This is a genomic window from Bradyrhizobium sp. IAR9, assembly GCF_013408065.1.
Lineage (GTDB): Bacteria > Pseudomonadota > Alphaproteobacteria > Rhizobiales > Xanthobacteraceae > Bradyrhizobium.
Genome location: NZ_JACBZW010000006.1, coordinates 314,649 through 336,402 on the forward strand (window position 1 = coordinate 314,649; position 21,754 = coordinate 336,402).

Annotated in this window: 18 protein-coding genes; 5 read left to right on the top strand and 13 right to left on the bottom strand. The window is 66.5% G+C overall.

The window, feature by feature from the left end:
• Positions 1-18: 18 nt before the first annotated feature.
• The 5 genes from GGD67_RS18985 to GGD67_RS19005 all read right to left on the bottom strand — a co-directional run bounded on the left by GGD67_RS18985 (position 19) and on the right by GGD67_RS19005 (position 5,190).
• Positions 19-1,530 (bottom strand): hypothetical protein, encoded by a 1,512-nt coding sequence (locus GGD67_RS18985; RefSeq protein ID WP_179734970.1) that lies wholly within the window; start codon positions 1,528-1,530, stop codon positions 19-21.
• Positions 1,531-1,622: 92 nt separating this feature from the next.
• A complete protein-coding gene (locus GGD67_RS18990; RefSeq protein ID WP_018317244.1) occupies positions 1,623-2,612 on the bottom strand; it encodes a hypothetical protein in 990 nt (329 codons plus the stop codon).
• A 371-nt stretch (positions 2,613-2,983) separates the two neighbouring features.
• Positions 2,984-3,481, bottom strand: coding sequence for a TPM domain-containing protein (locus tag GGD67_RS18995; RefSeq protein ID WP_179734972.1), 498 nt, complete (start codon positions 3,479-3,481; stop codon positions 2,984-2,986).
• Positions 3,482-3,486: 5 nt separating this feature from the next.
• A complete protein-coding gene (locus GGD67_RS19000) occupies positions 3,487-4,383 on the bottom strand; it encodes a YgcG family protein (RefSeq protein WP_179734974.1) in 897 nt (298 codons plus the stop codon).
• A 198-nt stretch (positions 4,384-4,581) separates the two neighbouring features.
• Positions 4,582-5,190, bottom strand: coding sequence for a LemA family protein (locus GGD67_RS19005; RefSeq protein ID WP_018317247.1), 609 nt, complete (start codon positions 5,188-5,190; stop codon positions 4,582-4,584).
• A gap of 270 nt (positions 5,191-5,460) precedes the next feature.
• On the opposite strand from GGD67_RS19005, the gene GGD67_RS19010 reads away from it, so the two are divergent.
• The 3 genes from GGD67_RS19010 to GGD67_RS19020 are packed head-to-tail and all read left to right on the top strand — an operon-like array spanning position 5,461 to position 8,672.
• Positions 5,461-6,315 (top strand): enoyl-CoA hydratase, encoded by an 855-nt coding sequence (locus tag GGD67_RS19010; RefSeq protein WP_179734976.1) that lies wholly within the window; start codon positions 5,461-5,463, stop codon positions 6,313-6,315.
• A 5-nt stretch (positions 6,316-6,320) separates the two neighbouring features.
• The gene (locus GGD67_RS19015) at positions 6,321-7,460 is read left to right on the top strand and encodes an acyl-CoA dehydrogenase family protein (RefSeq protein ID WP_179734978.1); all 1,140 of its coding nucleotides are present in this window, start codon (positions 6,321-6,323) and stop codon (positions 7,458-7,460) included.
• Between the two features lie 15 nt (positions 7,461-7,475).
• Positions 7,476-8,672: an acyl-CoA dehydrogenase family protein gene (locus GGD67_RS19020; protein WP_018317250.1), complete on the top strand. Its 1,197-nt coding sequence runs from the start codon at positions 7,476-7,478 to the stop codon at positions 8,670-8,672.
• Between the two features lie 222 nt (positions 8,673-8,894).
• Here GGD67_RS19020 and GGD67_RS19025 read toward each other — a convergent pair whose 3' ends face one another.
• From GGD67_RS19025 to GGD67_RS19040, 4 genes are all read right to left on the bottom strand, one after another.
• The gene (locus GGD67_RS19025) at positions 8,895-11,219 is read right to left on the bottom strand and encodes a xanthine dehydrogenase family protein molybdopterin-binding subunit (RefSeq protein ID WP_179734979.1); all 2,325 of its coding nucleotides are present in this window, start codon (positions 11,217-11,219) and stop codon (positions 8,895-8,897) included.
• A 126-nt stretch (positions 11,220-11,345) separates the two neighbouring features.
• A complete protein-coding gene (locus GGD67_RS19030; RefSeq protein ID WP_018317252.1) occupies positions 11,346-12,449 on the bottom strand; it encodes a S1C family serine protease in 1,104 nt (367 codons plus the stop codon).
• Positions 12,450-12,618: 169 nt separating this feature from the next.
• Positions 12,619-13,494: a dihydrodipicolinate synthase family protein gene (locus GGD67_RS19035; protein WP_179734981.1), complete on the bottom strand. Its 876-nt coding sequence runs from the start codon at positions 13,492-13,494 to the stop codon at positions 12,619-12,621.
• Positions 13,495-13,550: 56 nt separating this feature from the next.
• Positions 13,551-14,516 carry a VOC family protein gene (locus tag GGD67_RS19040; RefSeq protein WP_179734983.1) on the bottom strand — a complete coding sequence of 322 codons (966 nt, stop codon included), beginning with the start codon at positions 14,514-14,516 and terminating at the stop codon, positions 13,551-13,553.
• Between the two features lie 184 nt (positions 14,517-14,700).
• On the opposite strand from GGD67_RS19040, the gene GGD67_RS19045 reads away from it, so the two are divergent.
• Positions 14,701-15,567 carry a S1C family serine protease gene (locus tag GGD67_RS19045; RefSeq protein ID WP_179734985.1) on the top strand — a complete coding sequence of 289 codons (867 nt, stop codon included), beginning with the start codon at positions 14,701-14,703 and terminating at the stop codon, positions 15,565-15,567.
• Positions 15,564-15,935 (top strand): response regulator transcription factor, encoded by a 372-nt coding sequence (locus GGD67_RS19050; RefSeq protein WP_018317256.1) that lies wholly within the window; start codon positions 15,564-15,566, stop codon positions 15,933-15,935. The genes GGD67_RS19045 and GGD67_RS19050 overlap by 4 nt, the downstream gene beginning before the upstream one ends.
• Here GGD67_RS19050 and GGD67_RS19055 read toward each other — a convergent pair.
• The 4 genes from GGD67_RS19055 to GGD67_RS19070 form a co-directional block, all read right to left on the bottom strand.
• Positions 15,930-17,000 carry a HAMP domain-containing sensor histidine kinase gene (locus GGD67_RS19055; RefSeq protein WP_179734987.1) on the bottom strand — a complete coding sequence of 357 codons (1,071 nt, stop codon included), beginning with the start codon at positions 16,998-17,000 and terminating at the stop codon, positions 15,930-15,932. The genes GGD67_RS19050 and GGD67_RS19055 overlap by 6 nt on opposite strands.
• Complete coding sequence (locus tag GGD67_RS19060) at positions 16,987-17,679, bottom strand: response regulator transcription factor (protein ID WP_179734989.1); 693 nt, start codon at positions 17,677-17,679, stop codon at positions 16,987-16,989. Before GGD67_RS19060 ends, GGD67_RS19055 begins: the two co-directional genes overlap by 14 nt.
• 100 nt (positions 17,680-17,779) lie before the next feature.
• On the bottom strand, positions 17,780-18,262 hold the full coding sequence (locus GGD67_RS19065; protein ID WP_018317259.1) for a hypothetical protein: 483 nt from the start codon (positions 18,260-18,262) through the stop codon (positions 17,780-17,782).
• 328 nt (positions 18,263-18,590) lie between these two features.
• Positions 18,591-20,927 carry a Tex family protein gene (locus tag GGD67_RS19070; RefSeq protein ID WP_179734991.1) on the bottom strand — a complete coding sequence of 779 codons (2,337 nt, stop codon included), beginning with the start codon at positions 20,925-20,927 and terminating at the stop codon, positions 18,591-18,593.
• Between the last annotated feature and the right edge of the window lie 827 nt (positions 20,928-21,754).

A 21,754-nucleotide genomic window follows, 5' to 3' on the forward strand; every position in this document is an offset into this window, starting at 1 on the left:
CCAAATCGCTTTGCGGGCTCAACGCGTCTTGATGAAGCACATGCCGATGCGGCGCGAGGCCGCGGCAGCCTGACAGGTGAGACCGTTAGCACAGCTCCATGACGTAAAACTCTCATCCCGCGTTCCCGATCCCGCCTCCTGCAGGGAACAATGCGCGCCCCAGCCGTCCTGATACTCGCTCCCGGCGAGCTCCCGGCTGCCGCGGGTCTGCGGCCGGCCGGCAAATCCGCGGGAGAAATCAGGGCGTTTGCCCGCGGCGAATGCGGTCAGGATGTCGCGGCGGCGGGGCTGGTCGCCGAGAAAGTGCGGCGAGGCCGGCACGATGGCGGAATTCGACGGCCTGTCCGCCAGCCAATCGACGCCCGGAAAGTGAAAGCCGCCGATGCCGCGGGTCTGGTGGCAGCCTGAGCAGGTGACGTCGTTGAGACGGCGCTGGAAGCCCGCGACCGATCGGATGTTCTGCAGGTCGCCGCGCGCGGCCGCCTGCTTCAACGCACCGACCACGTCGTTGTCGGTGAAGACCGCTTTGCCCTCCCCTTCAGCCTGCATCATGCCGAACTCCGGCTGCAGCACTGATGCATCGAGGCCGGCCGGCGTCGGCACCACCGCACTCCTGGCCAGGAATTTCTCGGGGATCAGCACGGTGCCGCGATCGAACTCGCGAAGATGCTCTGGTGCGAGCAGCCAATCCTTGAAGTCGCGCCGAAGCGCATCGTCAGCCATGATCCGGTCGCGGTCGATCTGGTTCTCCAGCGTCGATTCCTCGAAGGCCTTCGTGGCGGAATTGTACTTGAACACCTTGAGCAGATAGTCGGAGCGGAAATCATGCAGCGCCGACTTCGCCGCGACCGAGAGCTGGATGTTGGTCTCGATGCGGTCGAGCATGGCGTCGTCCCGGCTGCCGATCAGCTCCTGCCAATTGCCGTTGTCGAGCCAGCGCCGCGCGAGTTCAGCGCAGCTGATCGGCTTGCCGTTCGCGTCCGTCTGGCGCGCATCCCGTGCCTTCATCACCAGATTGAGCGTCATCGGCATCCGCGTCGCGGTTGTGCCGTCGAAGCGCGCCAGCCGATAGATCAGCCGGATCTCGCCGCAGGACTCCTCCGAGGCGTAGGCGCGGTCCATGCGGTTGACGATGCCGGCCAGCACGAAGCGCGTGTCGCGAGAATTCAGCACGGCCCGATCGAACAGCTGCACGTCAAAGCCCTCGCCGACGCCGATGGTCTCGCTCGGATAGGCCGCCTTTTGCCCTTTGACGTAGCGGTCGACCTCCGCATCGATCGCCGACGGAATGTCCTTGAGCTGGGACAGCTCTGAAAACAGCCGGTCGGTCGTCAGCGGCGCATCCGCCTTGCGCTCCGGCGCCAACAGGCGCTGGAGCGTGAGAGCGTCACCCTCATCGAGCCTGCGCAGGAGATCGGGATCGGTGATGGCGGTGCCGCGCGTCAGCGGCGCGGTCTCCGCGGCCGATAGCGCGGCGGTGCCGCCAAACAAGACGGCGGCAGCAAGGAGAATTCGCAACGCGCGGCTCATGCCTGAGGTAACACCGCGGCGGTCCGCCTATTCAAGCAAAAAGGCGCTTCACATGGTGGTGAAGCGCCTTTCGAAAGTCGTATCTGGGCCGCTCAGCGCGCGACGATCAGGCCCTTGCTGGTGACGACCACCCAGCGGCCGTCCTGGCGACGGATCGCATCGACGCGGCCGAGGCCGGGAATGGGATCGCCGGGATAGACCTCGTAGAGGCCGTCACGGCCCTCGATCAGCGCGCCGCCATTGGCGGCGTTGCGCAGCCGCCAGCCTTCGACCGTCGGCAGGCGGCCGACCTCGGTCTTGGGCGCGGCAGCCACTGGGGCCGGTGCGGCGGCGGCGGTCGCGACCTGGGTCGGCGCGATCGAGCCGGTGGTCTCCTTGGGCACCGCTGCTGCGGCCTGCGCAGGGGCGGCAGGCGGCGCGGCGCGGAGCTTGTCGACGGTCTCGGACAGCTTTGCGATTTTGGCCATCGGCTCGGCCTGCGCCTTCTCGAGCTTGTCGAGGCGGTCGTTGGCGCGGTTGAACTGGGTGACACCGGTTTTCGAGCTGTGCTCGACATTGGCCTTGAGCGCGACGAGGTCGGCATCGATCCGGGCGACCGACGCATCGAGCGCGCTGGTGTCGGCGACCTGCACCGGCGCCTGAGCCGGGGCGGCGAAATGCATCATGCCCGCGGTCGCGAGCGCGCCGCTGATGGCGCCGACGCTCGCCGCGATCGCCACCACCGCGGCCATCGCCGACAGGCGGCGCTTGCTGCCGGTCTCACGCGGCTCTTCCGCCTTCACATGCGGGGCAAAATCCTCACGGTCCCAGGAGCGTTCCGACGGCGCCATGACGATGAGCTTGCCGGGCTTCGGCTCAGGCTTGGCTTCGGCTTTGGCTTCGAGCTTCGGCACCTCGATCCGGGATGCCTCGATCTTTGGCGGCTCGACCTTGATCGGATCGGGCTTGACCGGATCAGGTTTGGGCGGCGCCTCATGGTCCGGGGCAATCGAGGGAGCCTCGATCCCAGCGGCCTCGACGGCCTGCGGCGCGGTCGCAGCAGCCTCGACGACGCCGGTGTCCTGGGCAGCCTGCTCGGGCATTGGTTCGCTCACGGCTCAAATACTCCAGTCTGGGTTGACCTTTTGGTAACTTTCATTGCTTGCGAAATCCTTACCTGCGGACCCGCTTACCGAAATTTTAGGAAGTTATCCGGGGCCGAATTTGGCCGGGAAAGTGGAACCGGTGTGGCGGGCATCAAACAATTCGTAATCGGGTGAAGATGAACGGCCGCGGAATGAGCGCCTCTGTCGCTACCGTCATCCTGAGGTGCGAGGCTTGCGATGCGATGCATCGCAAGTGGAGCCTCGAAGGATGAACGGCCGAGCTGCAGCAGCCGGGCCGTCGCCCTTCGAGGCTCGCCGAAGAGGCGAGCACCTCAGGGTGACGGTGCGAGAGTTGACCTAGCTCCTCGTCACATCACGACCGGCGCATCCGGCAGCTCGTTCGCATGCGATGCGCCGGGCGGAAAATGCCGCGCCAGTTCGCGCGACACCGCCGTGATGCCGGCGATGACGCCGCGCTCGAACTGGCCGGAGCCGAACTCGGCCTCCATCGCGCGGCAGATGCTTTCCCATCCTTCGGCACCAACCTTCGCGTGGATGCCGCGGTCGGCCACGATCTCGACGTCACGGTCGGCGAGCAGGAGATAGATCAGGACACCGTTGTTGTGTGCGGTGTCCCAGATGCGCTGATGCGCGAACACGTCGAGCGCGCGCTCGCGGGCCGGCTGGTTGCGGAACAGCGGCGCGCCGTCGAGTGCGCCTTCGACCACGAAGCGGACCTGACCGGAATGGGTGGTCTCGCCCTGCTTGATCGCCTGCTCGATGCGGGCGAGCACGGCCGACGGAAAGATCTGCTTTGCGCGCCAATGATGCTGCACGAGATGTCTGGCAATGCGCTTGATGCTCATGACCGCTACCAGCTCCCCGAGGCGCCGCCGCCGCCGAAACTGCCGCCACCGCCGCTGAAGCTGCCGCTGTCACTGGAAGACGACCCGCTGCTCCAGCCACCCGACGAAGAGCCGCTCGACCACGAGCCGCCGCGCGAACGGCCAGTGCCCGGCGCGATCGCCGAAAACAGATCGGCGACGAATCCGATGACGAAGCCGAGGACTCCGACAGCGATGGCGAGCGCGAAGGAGCCGAGAATGAGCCAGGTCAGCCCTGCGATGATGCCGCCGGTCACCAGGGATCCGAGCAGCCGCCCCAGCATGGCCCGGAAGAACCCGCCGACCCCGATCGAGGCGAACAGCGTCACGATGAATACCGGCGCGAGGTCGTCCAGATGACCGAAGCTCACCGTGGGTGACGGAACCGGCAGCGGCTCGCCGTCGATGACCCGGATCATGCGATCGACGCCATCCGAGATGCCGCCGCCGAAATCGCCTGCCCGGAATTTCGGTGTAATGATCTCATCGATGATCCGCCGCGAGGTGACGTCGGTGAGCGCGCCTTCGAGACCATAGCCGACCTCGATGCGCAAATGCCGGTCATTCTTGGCGACGACGAGGATCGCGCCGTCGTCGACCTTCTTGCGACCGATCTTCCAGGCCTCCGCAACCCGGATCGAGAATTGCTCGATCGTCTCCGGCTGCGTGGTCGGCACGATCAGGACGGCGATCTGGCTGCCCTTGCGCGTCTCGAAGTCGCGCAGCCTTTGCGACAACGCGGCGAGGCTACTGCTGGACAGCGTCCCGGTCTGGTCGACTACGCGGCCGGTGAGCTCGGGGATGGCGACGTCGGCTGAGGCGGGGAGCGCGAAGGCGAGGACGAGCGCCGCAACGAAAGCCGCGCGCCACACCCTCAGTGTCATCGCCCGGCTTGCCGTCTTCGCTGACGCTTCGCCGGCCCAATACCGCTGTGCCCGGCGAAGCCCTTGGCGTAGCCGGGACCGGGCGATCCAGTATTCCAGAGACGCCAGAGGCCTACGGAGAGGCCGCGGCGTACTGGATCCCCCGCCTTCGCGGGGAATGACGGCAGAGGGCGTGGCGCGCATCGGGATCTGGGGCGCTTACTTCGACGGCGCCGGCGCCGGGTTGAAATCGACCTTCGGCGCGGTCGAGATTTCCTTCTCGTTTGCGACCGAGAAGTTCGGCTTCTCCTTGTAGCCGAACATCATCGCGGTGAGGTTGCTCGGGAACGAGCGGATGGTAACGTTATAATCCTGCACCGCCTTGATGTAACGGTTGCGCGCCACCGTGATGCGGTTCTCGGTGCCCTCGAGCTGCGACATCAAATCCTTGAACAGTGCGTCCGACTTGAGCTGCGGGTAGTTCTCGGTGACGACCAGCAGCCGCGACAGCGCGCTGGAGAGCTCGCCCTGCGCAGCCTGGAACTTCTGGAAGGCGGCCGGATCGTTCAGCACCTCGGGCGTCGCCTGGATGCTGCCGACCTTGGCGCGCGCATTGGTGACGCCCAGCAGCACATCCTTCTCCTGCTGGGCAAAGCCCTTCACCGAGTTGACGAGATTGGGCACGAGATCGGCGCGGCGCTGATACTGGTTCACGACCTCGGACCAGTTGGACTTGATCTGCTCGTCCTCGCTCTGGATCGCGTTGTAGCCGCAATTGGTGAGACTCAGCGAGGCCAGCGCCGCCAGCACGGTCAGGATCTTGCGCATTAAATTTCTCCCGGTGGAATCCTGTAACTCAATATCAGATAGCGATAACGCGGTACCAGCTTTTCGGGTTCATTCCGGGGCGCGAAGCGAGCTATGGTGCGCCCTTGCGCACCTGAAAATCTCGAGATTCCAGGTCTGGTCCTTCGGACCATCCCGGAATGACTGCGCCGGATGAGCGCATCTCAGCCGACTGACGCAAGCCTCTTGCCTATCCCTGACCGACATAGTCAACTCGACGAAACAATAAGACAGAACACCGGGGGAAACGCGATGACCTCGTTCGAGACCATCCTCGTGGAGAGGCCGGATCCGGCGATCACCCGGATCGTGATGAACCGGCCCGAGGCGCGTAACGCGCAGAACCTGCAAATGACCTACGACCTCAACGCCGCCTTCGACGCGGCGGTGCAGGACGATACGGTCAAGGTGATCATCCTCGCCGGCAACGGTCCGCACTTCTCCTCCGGCCATGACCTGCGTCCCGGCAGCAAGAATACCGCCGGCGTCGATTTTCCACCGATCGGAAATTGGGGCGGCTTTGCCGAGCCGAATGCCCATGGCCGCTTCGCGCGCGAGCAGGAAATCTATCTCCAGATCACCCGGCGCTGGCGCAATCTCGCAAAACCGACCATTGCCGAGGTGCACGGCAAGTGTATCGCCGGCGGGCTGATGCTGGCCTGGGCCTGCGACCTCATCGTGGCCAGCGACGATGCGCAGTTCTGCGATCCCGTGGTGACCATGGGCGTCTGCGGCGTCGAATGGTTCGTGCATCCCTGGGAGCTCGGCGCGCGCAAGGCCAAGGAATTCCTGTTCACCGCCGACAATTGGGGCGCCGAAGTGGCGCATCAGCTCGGCATGGTCAACCAAGTGGTGCCGCGCGCAGAGCTTTCTGCGCGCACGCTGGAGCTGGCGCGCAGGATTGCGGCAAAGCCGGCCTTCGCGCTGAAGATGACCAAGGAAGCGGTGAACCGCTCGGTCGATGTGATGGGCCAGCCCGCCGCAATCGACCAGGCCTTTGCGCTGCATCAGCTCTGCCACGCGCACAATCTTCAGGAGTTCGGCATGATCGTCGATCCCTCGGGCCTGCATCCCTCCGTGCGCAAGCCGCCGGCGGCCGCGGAGTAATTGCGATGGATCTCAATCTCAGCGACGAACAAAGGCTGCTGCGCGAGAGCGCGGAGCGCTTCGTGGCCGGAAGCTACGATGCCGATCACCGCCGCAAGATGGCGAACGATCCGCTCGGCTTTAGCCCGGCGGTGTGGAAGCAGTTCGCCGAGCTCGGCTGGCTGGCTCTGCCGATCGCAGAAGAGTTCGGGGGGCTCGGCGGCGGCGCCGTCGAGATCGGCATCCTGATGGAGGCGTTCGGCCGTGGGCTGGTGACGGAGCCCTATGTCGCGACCGTGGTGCTGGGTGCTGCACTGATCGACTGCTGCGGCACCAATGAGCAGAAGCAGGAGAGCCTGCCGAAGATCGCGGATGGATCCTTGAAGCTTGCGTTTGCGCATTCCGAGCGCGCGGCGAGGTTCGATCTCGCCAAGGTCGCAACCGCCGCCGACCGGACCGCACAGGGCTGGCGCCTTGCGGGCAGCAAGATCGCCGTGCTCGACGGCCATGCCGCCGATGAGATCATCGTCTCCGCGCACATTCATGATCATCAGAGGCCTTCGGGACGGACCGGCCTGTTCCTCGTCCCCGCGACGACGCCTGGCCTCGTCGTCAGCGACTTTCCGCGCCTCGGCGGCGGGCGCGCCTGCAACCTCGAGCTATGCGACGTGCATCTGCCCGAGGACGCCCTGCTCGGCGACGGCAGCGACGCACTGCCGGCGATCGAATGGGCGGTCGATCGCGCCATGGCCGCGCTCGGCGCAGAAGCCGTCGGCATCATGCAGACGCTGCTGGACACCACGCTCGAATACACCAAGATCCGAAAGCAGTTCGGACGGCCGCTGTCGGCCAACCAGGTGATCCGCCATCGCCTCGCCGACATGGCGATGCAGGTCGACGAGGCGCGCTCGATGGCACTGCGCGCTGCGCTCAAGGCAGATGCCGCGCCAGTCGAGCGGGCACGGGCCGCGTCCGGCGCCAAAGCCAAGATCGGCAAATGCGCGCGCTTCGTCGGCGAGCAGTCGATCCAGCTCCACGGCGGCATGGGCGTCACCGAGGAGCTCGAGGTCGGCGCCTATTTCAAGCGCCTCGCCGCCTTCGACACGCTGTTCGGCGGCAGCGCGCACCACTATGCCCGTCACGCCGAACTTGGCCGCAAGGCCTGATACCGGGAGAGCCTCATGGACCTGTCGTTCAATGCCGAAGAGCGCGCCTTCCAGGACGAGGTACGCAGCTTCATTGCCAAGAATCTCACCGAGGAGATGAAGCGCGCGACCGCGCTGACGCCCTCGGTGTTCTCCGACCCTGATATCGGCATGGCCTGGCAGCGCGCGCTACACAGGCAGGGCTGGGGCGCGCCGGGCTGGCCGGTCGAGCATGGCGGGCCGGCCTGGACGCCGGCGCAGCGCTGGATCTTCGAGACAGAGTCCGCGCGGGCCGGCGTGCCCAATGTGAATGTCATGGGCGTGAAGATGGTCGGGCCGGTCATCATCGGCTTCGGCTCGCCCGAGCAGAAGAACTTCTACCTGCCGCGGATTCTCTCCGGCGAGGATTACTGGTGCCAGGGCTATTCCGAGCCGGGCTCCGGCTCCGACCTCTCTTCGCTGAAGACGCGCGCGGTGCGCGACGGCGACGACTACATCATCAACGGCACAAAAATCTGGACCACGCATGCGCATCACGCCAATCGCATGTTCGCGCTGGTGCGCACCAGCGACGGGCCGCGGCAGCAGGACGGCATCAGCTTCATCCTGATCGACATGAAGACGCCTGGCATCACCACGCGTCCCATCCTCACCATCGGCGGCGACCACGAGGTCAACCAGGTGTTCTTCGACGACGTCCGCGTGCCCGTGGCCAACCGGGTCGGCGAGGAAGGCAAGGGCTGGACCTACGGCAAATATCTGCTCGAGTTCGAGCGCGGCTCGGGCATTGCCTCGGCCAAGCTGCGCGAGGGCTTGAAGGCGATCGCCGACCTCGCCGAGTCCGACCTGACCGGCCGCGCCATCGACAGTCCCGATATCGCCGCGCGCATCTCGGAGGTGGAAGTCGATATCGACGCGCTTGAAATGACCGAGCTGCGCGTGCTCTCCGCGCTGCAGACCGGACAAAACCCCGGCGCGGTGTCGTCGATCCTGAAGCTGCGCAACAGCGAAATCCGCCAGGCCGTGACGCGGCTCGGCGTCGACGTCATCGGCCACGACGCCCTCGCCGTCGAGCCGATGCGCCCGCTCTACAAGCTCAACCACGAGCCGCCGACGCCGGAGGAGATGCTGACAATGGTGCCGGAATATCTCAACGGCCGCGCCTACACCATCTTCGGCGGCACCTCGGAGATCCAGCGCGACATTATTGCGAAGATGATGCTGGGGATTTGAGGTCTAGGACTTCAGCTCGAGTTGGCGCGGCATCCTCCGCTGTCGTCCCCGCGAAGGCGGGGACCCATAACCACAGGGAGATGTGGTTGCGGGGACTCGGAATTACCAGTTTTGCGCCAAACTCCTCCCTGTGGTGATGGGTCCCGGATCGGCGCGCGCTTGGGCGCGCTTGTCCGGGACGACAGCGGAGTGTGTGGCAGCAGCTAGCGCAATAACTCGACGCTAACCCGCCGCCTTCGCCTCCCGGATCGCCTGCCAGATCTTCTGCGGTGTCAGCGGCGTATTGAGCTGGGTGACGCCGAGCTCGGCGAGCGCGTCCATCACGCCGTTGGTGACGCAAGGCGGGCCGCCGATGGCGCCGGACTCGCCGCAGCCCTTGGCCCCGAGCGGATTGGTGCGGCAGGGCGCGGAATCATCCAGCGTCACCACGATCGGCGGCACGTCGTCGGCGCGCGGGATGCAATAGTCCTGATAGCTCGCGGTGAGGAGCTGCCCGTCGGCATCATACGAGACGCCTTCATACAGCGCCTGACCGATGCCCTGCGCGACGCCGCCATGGATCTGACCCGTCACCAGCATCGGGTTCACGGCGACTCCGACATCGTCGACCGTGGTGTAGCGCACGACCTTGGAGACGCCGGTTTCGGGATCGATCTCGACCTCGCAGATATGCGTGCCGTTCGGCCAGCTCGGACCATCGACCTCGCCCTCGGAATCGACGCTGAGCTTGGCGCCGCTCTCCTTTTCGGCGATGTCGAACAGGCTGATACGGCGGTCGGTGCCGACCACGGTCAGCATGCCGCCCTGATATTCGATGTCGTCGACCGAGGTCTCCAGCACGTTCGCCGCCTTCTCGCGTGCCTTCTGGATCAGGTCGTTGGAGGAGACCGCGACCGCCGTGCCGCCGACGAACAGCGAGCGCGAGCCGACGCTGCCAAAGCCCATCGCGAGATCGGTGTCGCCTTGCACGACATCGATCTTGTCCATGGCAATGCCGAGCGTGTCGGAGATCATCTGGGTGTAGGTGGTCTGCAGCCCCTGCCCCATCGCCATGGTGCCGGAATGCAACACGACGCGCCCTTGAGAGGTCGCGTGCAGGCTGACCTTCTCGGTATGAGCGCGGCCGCCGGTCCATTCGATGTAGGAGGTGAGGCCGCGGCCGTAGAGCAAGCCCTTCTTCTTCGCCGCCTTCTTGCGCGCGGCAAAGCCGTCCCAGTCGGCCAGCTTCACGGCGCGGTCGAGCATATGCGCGAAGGCGCCGGAATCGTAAACCTGGCCCGCCGCATTGGTATAAGGCAGCTGCGCCGGCTTGATGTAGTTGGCTTTGCGGATCGCGCGCGGATCGATGCCGATCTTTCGCGCGGCGGCGTCGAACAGGCGCTCGACGATGAAGACCGCTTCGGGCCGGCCGGCGCCGCGATAGGCACCGACGGGCGCGGTGTGGGTCATCACTGATTGCACCTCGAAATGCACCAGCGGCAGGTCGTAGACGCCGGTCTGCACGAACGGGCCGAGCACCAGCGGGATGATGTTCGCCGCGCCCGAGGAATAGGCGCCGGTGCAGCCGATCGACTTGACGCGATAGGCCAGCACCTTGCCCTTCTCGTCCAGCGCAAAGGACGCAGTCGAGGTGAGATCGCGGCCGTGGGTGCCACCGACGAATTCGTCGGTGCGATCGCCGCGCCAGCGGATCTTCTTGCTCAGCTTGGTCGCGGCATAAGCGACGATGCCGTCCTCTGGATAGAGATTGGTCTTCTGGCCAAAGCCGCCGCCGATATCGCCGACCAGCACACGCACACTGTCCTTGGGACGCTTCAGCACGGCCTCGGCGAGCACGTCGCGGGTCGAGGCCGGGGTCTGCGATTGCACATGCAGCAGCAGACGGCCGGTCTTCTTGTCGATCTCGGCAATGGTCGAGCGCGGCTCCATCGCCGACGGCACGAGGCGCTGGCTGACGAGATCGAGCTCGACGGTGTGCGCGGCCTTGGCGAACGCCTCGTCCACCTTGGCGGCATCGCCGTAAGCCATCGCGCCGACGATGTTGTCGGGCGCCTCCGGCCACACCACGGGCGCGCCGGGCTTGACGGCCTCGACAGGGTCGACCACCGCAGGCTGCACGTCATACTCGACCACGATCGCCTCGGCTGCGCTCTGCGCCTCGACGCGGGACGACGCCACAACGGCAGCCACGGCCTCGCCGGCGTAGCGGACGACCTCATGGGCGAGCAGCCGGCGCGGCGGCACCGTCATCGGCTTGCCGTCGGGGCGCTTGAAGATGCTCAGCGTCGGGATGCTGCCGACATCGTCCTTGACGAGGTCGGCGCCGGTGTAGATCGCGGCAACGCCCGGCATCGCGGCAGCCCCGCTGGTGTCGATCGAGACGATGTTGGCGTGGGCATGCGGCGAGCGCAGCACGTACAACCACAGGGCGCCGTCGCCTGGCTTGTCGTCGATGAATTGCCCCTTCCCGGTCAGCAGCCGCTGGTCTTCCAAACGCTTGACGGGCTGCCCCGCTCCGAAACGCAAATTGCCGGGAAGAATGTTCATTCCGTGGGGTCCTCGAAATCCGCAAAAACGACCGCGGCGGTTTTAACCGATTTTGCGCGCCAGACAACCGAGCCGCGACACATCTGCAATGCGCGTCTGCCCCCCTTGCGGGCGCGGAATTCGCCGTCAGGAACGCTCGATATCGATGATGCCTACATTGACGTCGCGGCTGTCCGAGCCGCGTTTGACCGTGAGGCGAACGGTCTTGCCCGCTCCGGCCTGCTCGAGCGCATCGGTCAAATCGGAGAGGCGCCGCACCGGCTTCCCTTCCACCGCGGTGATGATGTCTCCGACCGCTCCCGTCGAAAAGTTGACGCCGCGAATCCCCGCCCGCTCGGCGGGGCTGCCGGGGGCCGTCCGCACCACGATGACGCCTTCGACGCCAAGCCGCGTCGACACATCCTCGCCGGCGGCGACGATGCCGATGCCGGGCGTCGGCACGCGGCCGTTGCGGATGAGCTCGGGGACAATCCGGTTCACAACATCGACCGGCACGGCGAAGCCGATGCCGGCATTCGAGCCGGACGGCGATATGATCGCCGTAGTCACGCCGATCAGCCGGCCGGCGGAGTCCAGCAGCGGCCCGCCTGAATTGCCCGGATTGATCGCAGCATCGGTCTGGATGACGTTGGCGATCTCCCGGCCGCCATGGGTTGGAAGCCGGCGCTTGAGCGCGCTGATGATGCCAGAGGTCATCGATTGATCGAGCCCGAAGGGGTTGCCGATCGCAAAGGCGGATTGGCCGACCTTCAGGTCGTTCGAACTGCCGAGCGCCACCGGCTGCGGGAGCTCGCGCACGCTGCGGATCCTCAGCACCGCGAGGTCGTAATTGGGCGCCGTGCCGACGAGGTCGACCTGCGCGACTTCACCTGAGGCGAAGCGCACCGCGATCTCGCCACCATTGGCCACGACGTGATTGTTCGTCACGAGATGGCCCTCGCGGTCCCAGACGAATCCCGTTCCGGACGCGCCGCCGCCCTGGCCTTCCTCGCCCATGAGCGGACTCGCCGCCGATTTCACCGCCACCTGAACGACCGAGGGCGACACGCGTTCAAAGATGTCGATGGTCGCCTTTTCGCCATCGGACAGCGGGCCGCGCTGCTCGACGGCGCGTGCGGAGGGTGCCGCCCATGGGGCATAGGAGACCGGGACATGCAGGATTTTCGCGGCCGTGACGGCGAGCAGCAGGGCGGCGAAGGCTGCCGCGGCAATCGCGTAGCGACGATTCATGGGTGATCACCGTGTCTTGTGCTGAATGCGGGCTCTGAGATGCACATTGCATGGACAGAAATCGCTCACGCGGCAACGTCGCAAACGCCCGGAAGTTTCTCGATTGCGCAGGTTGGGACTTTTGGGGCTCCCGCACGAGCGCCGGGGCATATTGCCGCGTGACAACGAGCTATGTCAGCTCGCGCAGCGCCGCCTCCACCACCTTGCGCGCATCAGCCGTCAGCGCCGCCTGCGGCGGGACGGGGTCGCCTACGTCGTAGCCCTGGATCGAAAGCCCCGCCTTGATGCAGGCTGCGAGGTTGAAGCGGGCGAAGGCTTCGTTGATGCGCCACAGCCTGCGCTGCAGCGCCATGGCCTCGTCCCAGCGGCCGGCCTTGCAGAGGTCGTAGAGCGCGACACTCTGGCGCGGGATGATGCAGGCCGGTCCCGCCATCCAGCCAAGCCCGCCGATCAGCATCACCGCGGCCGGGATGTGGGCGGAGGCCGAGAACACCCGCAAGGCATCGCCGCAGCGGTTCATGATCGAGAGCAGCCGGCCGGTGTTGGTCGAGGCGTCCTTGATGTAGCCGATGCGCGGGTGCTCGGCGAGGCGCGCGATGGTGTCGAGGGTGAGGTCGGAGCGCTGGAATTGCGGGTTGGTGTAGATGACGACGGGAATGTCGACGGCGTCAGCGATGGCCCGGAAGTAGGATTCGATTTGGCCGTCAGTGAGCGGAAAATACGCTTCCAGGATCGCGAGGATGCCGTCGGCCCCACATTTCTGGTAGGCCCTCGCCTGCGCCACCGCATCCGCCGTCGAGGTCGAGGCGACGCCAGCGACAACAGGCACGCGGCCCTGCGCGGCTTCGATCGTGGTCTGCACGACCGCGGTGCGCTGCGCGGCATTGAGATAGGCGAACTCGCCGGTCGAACCCAGCGGCGTCAGCCCGTGCACGCCGGCGCCGATCAGATCGTCACAGAGCTTTGCGAGCACGTTCGTCCGCACTGTGCCGTCCGCAGCGACGGGCGAGACGAGATAGGGGAAGACGCCGTGGAATTCGGACATGTCGGGGGCTCCGGAAGCTGGCACCCGACGGGTCTTAGCAATGCCCGCCCCCGCGATCAAACCTTGAGCAAGCGTACTCGCGTGCCCCAGGGATCAATCGCCTCCACGCCGTCGGCAAGCGCCGTGACCTTCGCACCGCCTTTGCGCAGGCGCTCTTCCTGCGCGGCGAGCAGCTCCGGCTTGGCCATGACCAGCGAGAACCAGGCGAGACCCGTCATCTGGTCGTCGCGCTGGCCCGCGCCCTGGCTCTGCCAGACGTTGATGCCGAGGTGATGATGATAGCGGCCCGACGACAGGAACGCGGCGCCGCTGCGGCTGCGGGTCGGATCGAGGCCAATCGCGCCATGATAGAAGCCTCCGGCCTGCGCGAGATCGCCGACCCGCAGATGCATGTGGCCGATGCGCATTCCGTCCGGCGCCCTGGCGTAATCAGGCACGCGCGTATTGGTCAGCGACAACAGGTCGGGGATGTTGAGCTCGTCGGACGCCATCTTCACGCTGCCCTCGCTCCATTGCCATTGCGAGGGATCGCGGTCGGCATAGACCTCGATGCCGTTGCCTTCGGGATCGTCGAGATAGACGGATTCGCTGACGAGGTGATCGGCAAAGCCCGACAGCTTCACGCGGTGCGAGGCCGCGTGCACAAGCCAGCGCGCCAGGTCCTTGCGGGTCGGCATCAGGAAGGCGGTGTGGTAAAGGCCGGCGGCATTGCGCGGCTCGATTTCCGCATTGGGGCGGGCCTCCAGCACCAGCAGCGTGACGCCTGATGTGCCGAGCTTCGCCGCAGTCGCCGAGCGTTCCATCACCGTGAGGCCGATCACATCGCGGTAATAGTCGGCGACCTTGTCGAGATTCTTCACCCGCAGCGTCACCATGCCGACCCGCATCGGCGTTCGGCTGGCATAGGTCGGCCCGCCGCCCTGCGGGGTGCCCTCGGCCCGTGCGGCAGCTGCGGCGGCTATGGCAAGCGAGGTCGCGCCGGCGAGTTGCAGCAGGGTGCGGCGGGTGAGGTCGATGGTCATCGGTCAGGGCTCGCTGAAACTGGTTGAGGCCGTGCGGCGCAATGTCGGGCCGATTGCTACACGTTCCCGTGAGCGGCTCCCAATCACATGTTCGTCGGCCGTAACAGGCGGTGTCCTGACCACCCGGCCAGTTTCGCGATTCCCCGCGACATCCCAGATTGAGGGCAGCTTATAGGAGCCAGCTATGACTGACCCAACTCCCCTGTCCTCACTATCGTCCGCCCTCGCGGATGTGGTGGCGCGCACTGCGCCCGCAATCGTCTCTGTGCACTCGCATCGCTCCCGTGCGACCGGCTTCGTCTGGAAAGGGGGGCTGATCGTCACCGCCGACGAGGCGCTGGCCGACGAGGGCGAGGTCGAGATCGGCCTTGCCGACGGCAGCCGCGTGGCTGCCACGATCGCCGGCCGCGACCACACCACCGACATCGCGCTGCTGCGCACTGAGGCCGCTGCTACGCCGGTCAAGCTCGCCGCGACCGTTCCGCCGCTGGGCACGTTGTCGATCGTGGTCGCCACCAACCGCGAGACGCCGAGTGCCGCGCTGGGGATGGTATCGGCGTCCGGCAGTGGCTGGCGCTTCTTGCGCGGCGGCGAGATCGATGCGCGGATCGAGCTCGATGTCCGCCTGCGCGGCAGCCAGCAGGGCGGCCTTGCGCTCGATGCATCGGGCGAAGCCTTTGGCATGGCCGTGCTCGGGCCGCGGCGCGTGCTGGTGATCCCGACGGCGACGATCGAGCGCGTCGCGGCGCAACTCGATACGCGCGGCCGCATCGCGCGCGGATATCTCGGCCTCGGGCTCCAGCCGGTCCGGCTCGACGATGGCATCGGCGCCATGGTGATGAATGTCGACAAGGCCGGCCCTTCGGCCGCGGCCGGCATCCGCCAGGGCGACGTCATTGTGGCAGTTAACGACCAGAAGCTGTCAGGCGTGCGCGCGCTGTCGCGAACGCTGGGTCCTTCGAGCGTCGGCGCGGTGGTCGACGTCGCGGCGCGCCGCGGCGGCGAGCCGATCAGCTTCAAGGTCACGGTCGGCGAGAGGCCGGAGGCGTGAGCGAGGACCGGACGCCGGAGATCGTGCTTGCCCTGGAGATTGACGATCCCGCCCTCGCCGATCGCCTGGCGGCCTTGCTCGGCAGCGTCGCCGGGCTTCGCCTTGCCGCGCCCGGCGAGGCTGCCACGGCGACCGTTGTCGCCCGTGATCCGCGCGTGATGCCCGCCGACATCGCGCTGACGCAGCGCGAGCTCGACGTGCTGGCGCTGATGGCCGAGGGTGCCTCCAACAAGATGATAGCCCGCCGGCTCGGCATCTCCGTGCACACCGTCAAATTCCATGTCGGCTCGCTGCTCGACAAGCTGGACGCCACCGGCCGTACCGACGCGGTGGCGCATGCGGCACGCCGCGGCGTGATCGAGCTATGATGTCACGGGGAAGCGGAGCTCGACCGTCAGGCCCGGCGCATTGTCATGCAGCGCTACGCCCGCGCCGTGAAGGCGCGCGACCGCGGCGACGAGGCTGAGGCCAAGGCCGTTGCCCGGCGTGTAGCGGCTCTGCTCGAGCCGGTAGAAGCGCTTGAAGACGTGATCGCGCTCCTCAGTGGGAATGCCCGGACCATCGTCGGCGATGGCGATCACCGCACCGCCATCGGCGCTGCGGCACGTCACGGTCACCTGCCCACCTTTGCAGCCGTGCTTGATCGAATTGTCGACGAGATTGGCGATGGCATCGAACAGCAGGTCGCGATCGCCGGTGATCGGCACCTCGCGGTCTCCGGCGAGGCTGAGGCGCGTTGAGACCTGCTCGGCGGCGGCGTCGTAGAGCTCGACGACTTCTCCCGCGATCTCGGCGAGGTCGAGCGCGCGGAAGGCGCCGGTGCGGGCGCGGGTCTCGATCTCGGAGATCCGGGTGATGGAGGCGAACATGCCGAGCACGGCGTCGAGATCGGCGATGGTGTCGCCGATCAGCGCGGCATCCGCCTCGCTGTTGCGTTGGTGGTGATAGGCCTTCTCCAGCCGGCCGCGCATCCGCGTCAGCGGCGTGCGCAGATCATGGGCGACGTTGTCGCTGACCTGCTTGACCTCACCCATCAGCGTCTCGATGCGGTCGAGCATCTGGTTGAGGTTCTCGGCGACGCGGTCCCATTCGTCATGGCTGCCGCGCAAGGGGATGCGCTGGTCGAGGCCTGAGAGCATGATGGCGCGGCTGGTGGCGTTGATCTCCTCGATCCGCCCGACCGTGCGCCGGGTCACCAGCACGGCGGCAAGCCCGGCGAGCACCAGCAGCAGCACGGCAACCGCCGCCATTGCAAGCTCGATCATCGCGGTGAAACCGCTGTGATCGCCGGCGTCGCCGACCCGGCTCTCCACATAGGCCAGCGTGCCGAAATAGACATAGGCCATGATCGCCGCGACGATCAGCCCGAACGCCGCGATCGCGATCAGCGCCAGGCGGAAAGTCGAGGAGCGGAGCGTCTTAACCAGGAGCACGGAGGCAATATCCGATGCCGCGGATGGTGTGGATCAGCGGATAGGCCTGGGCATCATCGACCTTGCGACGGATGCGCCCGACATAGACGTCGATGATGTTGGTGGAGGGGTCGAAATGCAGGTCCCAGACGTGCTGGAGCAGCATCGCGCGGGAGACGACGCGGCCCTCGTTGCGGACGAGATATTCGAGCAGCTGGAACTCGCGCGGCAGCAGCGGGATCTTGCGGCCGCGGCGGCTGGCGTTGCGCGCGATCAGGTCGATGGCGAGATCGCCGACCCGCAGCAGCGTCTCCTTGGCGATGGTCTCGCTGCGGCGGCCCAGCGCCTCGAGCCGCGCCAGCAATTCGGTGAAGGAGAACGGCTTGACGAGATAGTCGTCGCCGCCGGCGCGCAGGCCGCGCACGCGATCATCGACCTCGCCGAGCGCGGAGATGATCAGGAACGGCGCGGCAACGCCGTCGTCCCGCAATTGCCGCATCACGCTGATGCCGTCGATATCGGGCAGCATCCGGTCGATCGTAATCACGGCATAGTCGCGCGCGGCGCCGTGGCTGAGGGCTTCGCGGCCGCTGGCTGCGAGATCGACGTCGTAGCCGGAGGTCGTCAATTCCTCGACGAGCTGGCCTGCGGTTTCCGGATCGTCCTCGACGACCAGGATGCGACGGTGACCTCCGGTCATGCAAAACTCCGCGCGACAATCGCCACCAGACTATCCCGTTCCGGGGCTGGACGGAACCGCCCGGTGGCGATCGCGACAATGGTGCGGTACGGCGATGCGACTACCAATAGTCTCCGCACACATTGACCCATTGCCATCCATAGGGCGTCCAGCTCCTGCGCCAGCAGCCATCGTTGTAGCCGGCGTAAATGAAGGGCGCGCCGAAGACGGCGAAACGACGGAAATGGTGATGATGGTGGAAGCCGCGATGGCCGTGCCAGCCGGCCCCGGCGAAACGCGGCCCGATCGCCGCATGGGCGAAGCGTGCGCCGCCAAAAGCGGGACCGCCGGCATGGGCGAAGCGTGCACCGCCAAAGGCAGGACCGCCGACATGGGCGAAGCGCGCACCGCCCATCCCGCCGGCGCGCATGCCGCCGAAGCCGCCTGCGTGCATGCCGCCACCGAAATGTCCACCGCCGCCGAAATGACCGCCGCCGCCGAAGCCGCCATGTCCGCCGCCGCCACGGGCGAGCACCGGTGAAGCGAGCGCCATCGCCGCGGCGATCGTCACCGCGGTGAGGCCTTTGAGAAGCCTGTTGTTCATCGAAGCATCCTCCTTGCAGTGCGGCGGTTAGCGCGTCGCACGAGGATGATCAGATGAGAGCAAGAGATCGGCGCCTTCAACTTACAAACGCGCCAGATTCTGACGCGAGTGTTAGGGAGGCGACGCTCTATCACTTCCTCTCCCCGTTCTTACGGGGAGAGGGTGGGGTGAGGGGCTGCTTCCGCGAATGCGATTTGAATTGAGGGCGTGTGCGGGAGCCGGGGGGGACCATCGATTCGGCGCGCAGGTTGCCACGCCCCTCACCCGAAATCCGCGCTACGCGCGAATTCCGACCTCTCCCCGCAAAGGGCGGGGAGAGGTCAAGATGTCACGCCCGCTTGCCGTTGTTCTTCTCCGCCGCGCGGCGCAGCGCTTCGGCGAGGGCGCCGCCGCCGGAGGATTCCTGCTTGCGCGGTGCGGCCGAGGTCATGCGCGAGGGATTGCGCGCGCTGTTGTCGCGCTGCATGCCGGGGGCGTCCTTCTTGGCACCGACCTCGTCGTCGAGACGTAAGGTCAGCGAGATGCGCTTGCGGGCGACCTCGAAGTCCAGCACCTTGACCTTGACGATGTCGCCGGGCTTCACCACCTCGCGCGGGTCCTTGATGTAGGTCTTGGACATCGCGGAGATGTGCACGAGGCCGTCCTGGTGCACGCCGATATCGACGAAGGCGCCGAAGGCGGCGACGTTGGTCACGGTGCCCTCGAGGATCATGCCCTTCTGGAGATGCTTGATCTCCTCGACGCCCTCCTTGAACACGGCGGCCTTGAACGCCGGACGCGGATCGCGGCCGGGCTTCTCCAATTCCTTCAAGATGTCGGTGACGGTCGGCAGACCGAAGGTCTCGTCGACGAAATCCTTCGGCTTCAAGGTGCGCACGATCTCGCTGCTGCCGATCAGCGCCTTGATGTCGCTCTTGGTGGCGCTGAGGATCCGGCGCACCACCGGATAGGCTTCCGGATGCACGCCGGAGGCGTCGAGCGGGTCCTCGCCGCCGAGAATGCGCAGGAAGCCGGCGCACTGCTCGAACGCTTTCGGTCCGAGCCGCGGCACGTCCTTGAGTGCCTTGCGCGACTTGAACGGGCCGTTGGCGTCACGATGCGCCACGATGCTCTGCGCCAGGCCTGAGCCGACGCCCGACACGCGGGCAAGCAGCGGTGCGGACGCGGTGTTGACGTCGACACCGACGGCGTTCACGCAGTCCTCGACCACGGCATCGAGCGATTTTGCGAGCTTGGCCTGGCCGAGATCGTGCTGATACTGGCCGACGCCGATCGCCTTGGGCTCGATCTTGACGAGCTCGGCGAGCGGATCCTGCAGACGCCGCGCGATCGAGACCGCGCCGCGCAGGGTGACGTCGAGACCGGGCAATTCCTCCGAGGCGAAAGCCGAGGCCGAATAGACCGACGCGCCGGCTTCCGACACCACGATCTTGGTCATCTTCAGCTCGGCCAGCCCCTTGACGAGATCACCTGCGAGCTTGTCGGTCTCGCGCGAGGCGGTGCCGTTGCCGATCGCGATCAGCTCGACGCGATGCTTCAATGCGAGCTTGCCGAGGATCGCAAGCGACTCGTTCCATTGCCGCTGCGGCTCGTGCGGATAGATCACGGCAGTATCGACGACCTTGCCGGTGGCATCGGTGACGGCAACCTTGACGCCGGTGCGATAGCCGGGGTCGAGCCCCATGGTGACGCGGGTGCCGGCCGGCGCGGCCAGCAGGAGATCGCGCAAATTGGAGGCGAACACGCGCACGGCCTCGGTCTCGGCGGCGTTCCACAGCCGCATGCGCAGGTCGATGTTGAGATGCACCTGGATCTTGGTGCGCCAGGCCCAGCGCACAGTGTCGATCAGCCAGCGGTCGCCGGCGCGCTTGAGGTCGGCGATGCCGAACCGCTTCATGATCTTCAGTTCATAGGCGCTGGGCACGCCCGGCGGCGGCGCCTCGGCCTCGGCCTGGATCTGCAGGTCGAGAATCTCCTCCTTCTCGCCGCGGAACATCGCGAGGATGCGGTGCGAGGGCAGCTTGGTCAGCGGCTCGGAGAACTCGAAATAGTCGGCGAACTTCTCGCCCTCGGTCTTCTTGCCGTCGCGCACCTTGGAGGCCATGCGCGCATTGGTCCACATCTCCTCGCGAAGCGCGCCGATCAGGTCGGCGTCCTCGTCGAAGCGTTCGACCAGGATGGCGCGGGCGCCGTCGAGCGCGGCGGCGGCATCCGCAACGCCCTTCTCGGCGTTGATGAAGCCTTCGGCCACCACCTTCGGATCGTTGGTGGGCTCCGCCATCAGCTGGTTGGCGAGCGGCTCGAGGCCGGCCTCCTTGGCGATCTCCGCCTTGGTGCGGCGCTTCGGCTTGAACGGCAGATAGATGTCTTCGAGACGGGCCTTGCTGTCGGCGGCGAGAATGGAGGCCTCGAGCGCCGCATCGAGCTTGCCTTGCTCGCGGACTGATTCGAGGATGGCCTTGCGGCGATCCTCGAGCTCGCGCAGGTAACCCAGGCGCTCCTCCAGGGTGCGCAATTGCGCGTCGTCGAGCGCACCGGTCGCTTCCTTGCGGTAGCGGGCGATGAAGGGAACCGTGGCGCCGCCATCGAGCAGCGTCACCGTCGCCTCGACCTGCTCCGCCCGAACCCCAAGCTCCTGCGCAATTTTCTGGTTGATATTTGCCACGCGAGAATTCCTCTATCCAAGCACGCAACGCGGGGGCGAACCACCGGCCACGGGACGCCGCTTATGGACCAACCGGGGTTGATTCATCAAGGTACTGCGGCGGACCGTCGACAGGGGATTTTTTGTCGAACCGATGCGATCTCGCCACATTCGTGGGGACGGCGCGCGAACACCCTCGCGGATCCCGGATGCGCCTGCGCGGGCGATGACACCGAGTGTATGCGGCAGACACGGTGCCGTAGGGTAGGCAAAGGCGCACCGCGCCGTGCCCACCAAATTCAAACGCGGCACGAGATGCGTGGGCACGCTTCCGCCGTCGCTCTTTGAGCTATGGCGGACAAGTCGCTTTGCCCACCCTACGACGCCGGTTGTGTGTTGCAGACATGCCTTCACCTCCTCGCGGCACTTCCGCCCGAGCTTTGCGCTCCGCATCGCGCCCTCAACGAAAGGGCGCAGGGAAGGCCGGGCGCCGGCTGGCACCCGCGGGTCCGTCGTGCGATGAGATGCACACGCAATGCACAACGGATCAACAGGTGAAGCCGAAACGTCCGGCCTTCCCTGCGCGATGTTTGACGGCCTATGGCGCGCTCTCCCCGGAGACGAGTTCCTGCTTGCCTCCGTCACCTCACGGATGGCGGCGCGCTTCGCCCGGTCGGGCTCGGCGCACCTCCGCAAGGCTTGGCTGTAGCAACGACAGCCAGGACCACGCGATTTGGCCGTACGCTTGAAGCGCCGTTCGTCCGCACGAAGCCTGGACCTCACGGGGGTCATCCCGCCCTGCTCCCGCCTCTCGTGCACGACGCTGCGCGTCCACCGCTCCCCGATCC